The organism is Caulobacter sp. (genome assembly GCF_035254145.1).
Taxonomy (GTDB): Bacteria; Pseudomonadota; Alphaproteobacteria; order Caulobacterales; family Caulobacteraceae; genus Caulobacter.
Window position 1 is genome coordinate 1 of sequence record NZ_DATFAV010000110.1, and the last position, 6,935, is coordinate 6,935.

The following is a 6,935-nucleotide window of genomic DNA, read 5'->3' on the forward strand; positions in this document are numbered from 1 at the left end:
CCCGAACGGCGCCGGCAAGTCGACCCTGTTCAAGCTGATCACCGGCCGCGAGCAGCCCGACGCCGGCACGGTCAAGGTCGGCGAGACCGTCAAGCTCTCGTACGTCGACCAGTCGCGCGACGCGCTCGACCCGAACAAGACCATCTGGGAAGAGATCAGCGGCGGCACCGACGTGATGATCGTCGGCAAGCGCGAGATCAACAGCCGCGCCTATGTCGGCAGCTTCAACTTCAAGGGCGGCGACCAGCAGAAGAAGGTCGGCCTGCTGTCGGGCGGTGAGCGCAACCGCGTCCACCTGGCCAAGACCCTGGCCGCCGGCGGCAACCTCGTCCTGCTCGACGAACCGACCAACGACCTGGACATCGAAACCCTGCAGGCGCTGGAAGAGGCGCTGGAAGAGTTCGCCGGCTGCGCCGTGGTCATCAGCCACGATCGCTGGTTCCTGGACCGCCTGGCGACCCACATCCTGGCCTTCGAGGGCGACAGCCACGTCGAATGGTTCGAAGGCAACTTCGAGATGTACGAAGAAGACAAGAAGCGCCGCCTGGGCGCCGACAGCCTGATCCCCAAGCGCATCAAGTTCCAGAAGTTCGCGCGGTAGGGGCGCTACGGCGGGACCTGACGAGCGGGGCGGCGAGCGCCGCCCCGGAAGGCAGTCTATCTGGGTTCCGCCTCTACTTGGGTTCCGTAGGCGGCGTGGTCGACGTGTCGCCGGGCGTCGTCGGGTTCGGCATGGTCGAACCCCCGGGCTGCGGCGCGCTGTCCGTCGGCGGCGTCGACGGCATGCTGGGCGGGGCCGCGGATGGCGAGGGGTTGACCGACGTATCGGTCGGGGTCGACGGCGCCATCATGGAGCTGGTCGGATCGCTGGGCGGCGTCGAGGCCGTGGCCGAGGTGTCGGTCGACATGCCTGTGGAGGCGCCGGCCGAACCCGACCACCAGTCCTTGCTGGTCCGCGCCTTGGGCGAGGCCTTCATGTAGGCGTTGAGTTGCGAGTACGGGATCGGCTGCTTGGGACCGATGGCCGTCGCCGATCTGGACTGCGCGGCGAGGGCCGAGCCGCCGCCGACCAGCATAGAGAGCGCCGCGGTCGCGGCGAGCGTCTTGGTCAACATCGAGGTTTCTCCAGGGCCTGGGACGCCTTTGGGCGTCCCTAGCAAAACTCGCTCAGCCCATAGTTGTTCACAGCTTGGCCGTGCGCCTTGTGGGAACCGCTTCCGCCCGACCGTGTTGTTGGCGCTCAGCCCAGCTCTGGATAAGCGCTCCCAGAGGAGTAGCTTGGTCTCGCAAGGGTGATAGTCCGGCCGACGGCTCACCATGGAGAACACGCATGCCGCAGACCCCGATCGACAAGCCGCACGTCCTGCTGTCGCACGAGATGCTCATGCCGCTGCAGCCGCTGCTGGAGGGCGCCTATGTGGTGCATCGGCTGTGGGACTATCCCGACCCGATGACTTTTCTCGAAGGACCGGGGCTGCGGGTCAGGGCCATTGTCCACGCCGGCGAGATGGCCCTGAGCCGGGACCTGCTTTCCGAGATGCCGCAACTGGGCCTGATCGCCTGCGTCAGCGTCGGCTATGACGGCGTCGATGTGCCTTGGTGCAAGGCGCACGGGATCGCGGTCACCCACTCGACGGGCCTCAACGCCTCGGATGTCGCCGACCACGCGGTGGGGCTGGTTCTCGCCGCCTGGCGCGGCATCGTCGAGGGCGACAGCCGCCTGCGCAGGGGGCGTTGGACCCATGCCGAACGCATGGCGCCCCGCCACGGCTTGCGAGGGCGAAAGGCGGGGATCGTGGGCCTCGGCTATATCGGCGAGGCCGTGGCCAGCCGGCTGAGCGCCTTCGAGATGAAGATCTCCTGGTGGGGCCCCCGTCCCAAGGAGAGCGACTACCATCGGGCCGACAGCCTGATGGCCTTGGCCCGCGACAGCGACGTGCTGGTGGTCTGCGCGCGGCCCGACGCCGAGAACCGCCACATGATCGATCGCTCCGTGATCGAAGCGGTCGGCCCCCAGGGGCTGATCGTCAATGTCGCGCGGGGCTCGCTGATCGAGGAGGACGCCCTGATCGACGCGCTCAAGTCCGGCGCCTTGGGCATGGCGGCGCTCGACGTCTTCGACCACGAGCCGACGCCGCCCGCGCGCTGGGCGGACGTCCCGCACACCGTGCTGACGCCGCACACGGCCGGCGCGACGCTGGACAGCATCCCGGCCATGGTCAACCTGACGCTCGAGAACCTGCGCCGCTATTTCCACGGCGAGCCGCTGGCGACGCCCGTGGCGGCTTAGGGCCGATCGACATTCAAGGCCGCGAACAATTCCTGCCTTCCTGGGTCTTGCGCCCAGGAAGGCGAGTTATTGACTTCACGCGCTGTGTTGAATGTCGATCCTGCCTGGAGCCGAGGGGGCGGCGCGCGCGAAGCTTTCCGGCCGCAGCCGCAACCCGTTCGCCAGAAGGCTGACCGTCCGGTAGAAGCCCGCCAACATCATCAGCTCGATCCGGGCCTCCTCGCTGAAGGCCTCGGCCAGCCGCGCCCACAAGGCGTCGTCAACGTCGGCGCGCGCATGGACCGCGTCGCAGAAGTCGATCAGTAGGGCCTCGCGCGGGGTCCAGCAGGAGGCGATACCGGGGGCGAGCGTAGCCGACAGTCGCTCGTCATCGAGGCCGGCGGCCTCGGCGAAGATCGCGGCATGGACGCCCCATTCGTAGGCGCAGCCGTTCAGGGCGCAGGTGCGATGGATGACGATCTCGCGCTCGCGCAAGGAAAGATGTCCGGGATCCAGCAGGCCGCCGCCGGTGAAGCGCGCGAACAGGCGCTGGTCCCGGGCCAGCGTGCGAAACAGCGACAAGGGTTGCTCGCCTGGCGTCTTCAACTGGTCGAGCGTCCGCGCGATGGCGGGCGAATAGGGCGGCTGGGCGGGCGTGATCCTGGGCGACATGCGACATCCTCCGTGCTACAAAATCTGTATCATGCGAAATGACAACAATGCTACAAAAAATGAAGCAATTCTTCCGGGCCACGCGGTTCGCGGGTCGTCGACCGGCAAGCCGATCATGGCGGCGATGGACCTGCTGGGGCGTCGCGGCGCGCTTCGTGTTGTCTGGGAGCTGCGCGAGGGGAGGGTTCTGACCTTCCGGGCGTTGCAGTCGGCGGCGGAGCTGCCGCCCGGCACCCTGAACACGCGTCTCGGCGAGTTGCGGGCGGCCGGCGTCGTGGCGGCGGAAGAGGGTTACAGGCTCACCCCGCGCGGATCGGACTTGATCGGCGCGCTGTGGCCTCTGCTAAGGTGGTCGGAGGATTGGGCGAACGCTTTGGGAAACTGACGATGGCGAAGGTGCTGGGGCTGGGCGGCTTCTTCTTCAAGACCGAGGATCCGAAGGCGGTCCGTGACTGGTATGCGCGCGTGCTGGGGTTTAAGGTCCACGATTGGGGCGGCGTGATCTTCGAGCAGCCGAAGGCCAGCCAGGCGACCTGGTCGCCGTTCGCCGCCGACACCCAATATTTCGCGCCGTCGAGCGCGCCGTTCATGATAAATTTCGTGGTCGAGGATATCGACGGCCTGCTCGCCAAGGCCGCCGACGAGGGCGTCGAGCCTATCGGGCGGCAGGATGAGGACATGGGGCGGTTCGCCTGGCTGATCGACCCCGCGGGGGTGAAGATCGAGCTCTGGGAGCCCGGCAAGGCCGAGGTCTAGGCATAATCATTCGCGCCTCCGGGCGCGGAGCCGTGCGGCGCCTGGATTTCCCCTTGCCAAAACGGACATAAAGATATCTTTATATCCCCATGAAGTTGACCGCCGAACAGGTCGTCGAGGTGCTGCGCGCCGCCGGCGAGTCCACGCGTCTGAGGCTGCTGGCGCTGCTGGCGGCCGAGGAGCTGTCGGTGCTGGAGCTATGCCGAATCCTCGACCAGAGCCAGCCACGCGTGTCGCGGCACTTGAAGTTGCTGGCCGAGGCGGGTCTGGTCGAACGGTTTCCGGACGGCGCCTGGGTGTTCTACCGTCTGGCGGCCAAGTCGGCGGGGCGGTTCCTGGTCGAGCAGGCGCTGGACCTGATCGACGACGCCGATTCCGTCGTGCGTCTGGACGCCGACAAGTTGTCGGCCGTGCGGGCCGAGCGCTCGACGGACGCCCAGGCCTATTTCGCCCGTAACGCCGCGCGGTGGAACGAGATCCGCTCGCTTTACGTCGACGAGGCCGAGGTCGAGGCGGCGATCCTGCGCGCGACCGGGGAGGGACCCTTCGACGAACTGGTCGACCTGGGCGCGGGCGCGGGCCGCATGCTGACCTTGCTGGGCAAGCGGGCGAGCAACGCCCTCGGCCTCGATCTGTCGCAGCAGATGCTGAACATCGCGCGCGACGAGGTGTCCAAGGCGGGACTGGTCCAGTGCGAGCTGCGTCATGGCGACATCTTCCGCACCGGACTGCCCGGCGGCTGCGCTGACCTGGTGACGGTGCACCAGGTGCTGCACTACCTGTCCGATCCCGCCAACGCCGTGGCCGAGGCCGCGCGACTGGTCGCGCCCGGCGGACTTTTGCTGATCGCCGATTTCGCGCCGCATGATCATGAGTTCCTGCGCGAGGTCCATCAGCATCGTCGCCTCGGCTTTGATGACGCGGAGATCGTCCCGTGGCTCGAGGCGGCGGGTCTGAAACTGGAAAACAACATCGCCCTGCCGCCGTCGACCGGCGAGGGCCTGACCGTGAAGATCTGGACGGCGCGCCGCCCAGCGCGTGTCGCCGCCGAGAGGACCGCCGCATGACCCTTCCGCCCACCCATCGCGTGATCGGTCCCGTCGCCCGCGCCGGCGAACGAACCAGCCGTCCGCGCGTGTCGTTCGAATTCTTCCCGCCCAAGACGCCGCAGATGGAGGAGAGTCTCTGGCAGGCGATCACCCGCCTGGCGCCGCTGGAGCCCGCCTTCGTGTCGGTGACCTACGGAGCGGGGGGCTCGACGCGCGAGCGCACCCACCGCACGGTCAAGCGCATCCTGGACGAGACCAGCCTGAAGCCCGCGGCGCACCTGACCTGCGTCGGCGCCAGCCGCGACGAGGTCGACGAGGTCATCCGCGAATACTGGGAGACGGGTGTTCGCCACATCGTCTCGCTGCGTGGTGACCCGCCTCCGGGCGAGGGCGGAATCGGCGGGGTCTACGTCCCGCGCGCCGACGGCTACGCCAACGCCACCGAGCTGACCCGCGCGGTGCGCGCCATCGCGCCGTTCGAGGTGCTGGTCGGAGTCTATCCGGAAAAGCACCCGGAGAGCCCGTCGATCGATCACGATATCGAAGTGCTGAAACAGAAGGTCGACGCCGGCGCGACGCTGGGGATCAGCCAGTTCTTCTTCGATCTCGACGCCTTCCTGCATTATGTCGACAAGGTCCGCGCGGCCGGGATCACCATCCCGATCGTGCCGGGGATCATGCCGGTGACCAACTTCAACGGCCTGAAGAAGATGTCGGCCGCGTGCCAGACGGCGATCCCTTCGTGGCTGGCCAATCTGTTCGAGGGTCTGGACGGCGACGCTGAGACCCGCCGCCTGATCGCCTGCTCGGTCGCCGCCGAGATGTGCGCCAAGTTGCAGGAGCAGGGCTTCGAGGACTTCCACTTCTACACCCTGAACCGGGCCGATCTGGTCTATGCGATCTGCCGCGTGCTGGGGCTGCGCGAGGTTTCTCCGGCTCCGGCGGAGGCGGCGGCATGAAACGTCTCTTGCTCGCCGTCGCGGTGTCGGTCCTGGCCCTGGCGCCGGCGGCCCACGCCGATATGCCCGCCAACTGGACAAAGCCCACCAAGCCCTATCGCGTGGTCGGCAACATCTACTACGTCGGAACAGAGGGCATCTCGTCCTGGCTGATCACCTCGTCGGAAGGCCACGTCCTGCTGGACGCGGGCCCGACGCCCGAGGTCGGCAAGCAGATCGAGCGCAACATCGCCACGCTGGGCTTCAAGCTCGCTGACGTGAAGATCCTGATCAACACCCACGCCCACTTCGACCACGCCGGCGGGCTGGCACAACTGAAGACCGACGTTCCGACCGCCAAGCTGTGGATCTCGCGCGGGGACGAGCCCGCGATCGAGCAGGGCCATCACATCGGCGACAACGAGAACGGCCCTACGCCCATGCAGCCGGTCAAGGTCGACAAGGCGTTCGGCGATAACCAGAAGCTGAAGCTGGGCGAGACGACGCTGGTCGCGCACCTGACGCCCGGTCACACCATCGGTTGCACTAGCTGGACGACGGCGGTGGTCGAGAAGGGGCGGCCGCTGAACGTCACCTTCCCGTGCTCGCTGTCGGTGGCTGGCAATGTGCTTGTCGGCAACAAGGCGCATCGCGCCATCGTCGCCGACTATCGCGAGAGCTTCGTCAAGCTGCGCGCCATCCCGACCGACGTCGTGCTGCCCAGCCACGAGGAGCAGGGCGGCCTGCTGGCCAAGCGCCAGAAGCAGCTGCGCGGCGATCCCAACGCCTTCGTCGACCCCACCGAGCTCGGGCGGTTCGTCGACGGATACGAAGCCGCCTTCAACAAGGAGCTGGCGCGCCAGCAGGGCGCTGGAGCCAACCGATGACCGACCTTTCCATCCGCGCCAATCGCGTCGCCGCCCTCAAGGCCGCCGCCAAGCAGAAGATCCTGATCCTGGACGGCTCCTGGGGCGTGATGTTCCAGAAGAAGGGCCTGACCGAGGCCGACTATCGCGCCGAGCGCTTCAAGGACTACGACGGCCAGATGAAGGGTAACAACGACATCCTGTGCCTGACCCGGCCGGATCTCGTGGCGGAACTTCATGATGCGTATTTCAGCGCCGGCGCCGATATCTCCGAGACCAACACCTTCTCGGGCACCACGATCGCCCAGGCCGACTATCACCTGTCGGCGCAGGACGTCTGGGACATCAATTTCGAAGGCGCCCGGATCGGCCGCTCGGTCGCCGA

The 6,935-nt window shown here is 67.4% G+C and carries 9 protein-coding genes and 2 pseudogenes; 9 read left to right on the top strand and 2 right to left on the bottom strand.

From position 1 onward, the window contains the following. From VJ655_RS06335 to VJ655_RS06345, 3 genes are all read left to right on the top strand, one after another. Positions 1-601: ATP-binding cassette domain-containing protein (locus VJ655_RS06335; protein WP_324110222.1), on the top strand; the 601-nt coding region annotated here is incomplete at its 5' end. Between the two features lie 77 nt (positions 602-678). Then, complete coding sequence (locus VJ655_RS06340) at positions 679-981, top strand: hypothetical protein (RefSeq protein WP_324110223.1); 303 nt, start codon at positions 679-681, stop codon at positions 979-981. 349 nt (positions 982-1,330) lie between these two features. Further along, complete coding sequence (locus tag VJ655_RS06345) at positions 1,331-2,290, top strand: 2-hydroxyacid dehydrogenase (RefSeq protein ID WP_324110224.1); 960 nt, start codon at positions 1,331-1,333, stop codon at positions 2,288-2,290. Positions 2,291-2,365: 75 nt separating this feature from the next. Here VJ655_RS06345 and VJ655_RS06350 read toward each other — a convergent pair. Both VJ655_RS06350 and VJ655_RS06355 read right to left on the bottom strand, forming a co-directional pair. After that, positions 2,366-2,694 (bottom strand): annotated as a pseudogene (locus VJ655_RS06350) (carboxymuconolactone decarboxylase family protein). Further along, positions 2,657-2,941 (bottom strand): annotated as a pseudogene (locus tag VJ655_RS06355) (carboxymuconolactone decarboxylase family protein); the annotation flags it as partial. The pseudogenes VJ655_RS06355 and VJ655_RS06350, both read right to left, overlap by 38 nt. Positions 2,942-2,972: 31 nt before the next feature. Between VJ655_RS06355 and VJ655_RS06360 the strand changes: the two are divergent. The 6 genes from VJ655_RS06360 to VJ655_RS06385 all read left to right on the top strand — a co-directional run. Further along, on the top strand, positions 2,973-3,326 hold the full coding sequence (locus VJ655_RS06360; RefSeq protein ID WP_324110225.1) for a transcriptional regulator: 354 nt from the start codon (positions 2,973-2,975) through the stop codon (positions 3,324-3,326). 2 nt (positions 3,327-3,328) lie between these two features. Next, positions 3,329-3,697, top strand: a complete 369-nt coding sequence (locus VJ655_RS06365) for a VOC family protein (RefSeq protein WP_324110226.1) — start codon at positions 3,329-3,331, stop codon at positions 3,695-3,697. Positions 3,698-3,786: 89 nt separating this feature from the next. After that, the gene (locus tag VJ655_RS06370) at positions 3,787-4,764 is read left to right on the top strand and encodes a metalloregulator ArsR/SmtB family transcription factor (protein ID WP_324110227.1); all 978 of its coding nucleotides are present in this window, start codon (positions 3,787-3,789) and stop codon (positions 4,762-4,764) included. Then, a complete protein-coding gene (metF, locus tag VJ655_RS06375; RefSeq protein ID WP_324110228.1) occupies positions 4,761-5,705 on the top strand; it encodes a methylenetetrahydrofolate reductase [NAD(P)H] in 945 nt (314 codons plus the stop codon). The genes VJ655_RS06370 and metF overlap by 4 nt, the downstream gene beginning before the upstream one ends. Next, the gene (gene blaCAU, locus VJ655_RS06380; protein WP_324110229.1) at positions 5,702-6,571 is read left to right on the top strand and encodes a CAU/MBL1b family subclass B3 metallo-beta-lactamase; all 870 of its coding nucleotides are present in this window, start codon (positions 5,702-5,704) and stop codon (positions 6,569-6,571) included. The genes metF and blaCAU overlap by 4 nt, the downstream gene beginning before the upstream one ends. Continuing rightward, a partial coding sequence (locus tag VJ655_RS06385; protein ID WP_324110230.1) for a homocysteine S-methyltransferase family protein occupies positions 6,568-6,935 on the top strand: 368 nt, incomplete at its 3' end. The genes blaCAU and VJ655_RS06385, both read left to right, overlap by 4 nt.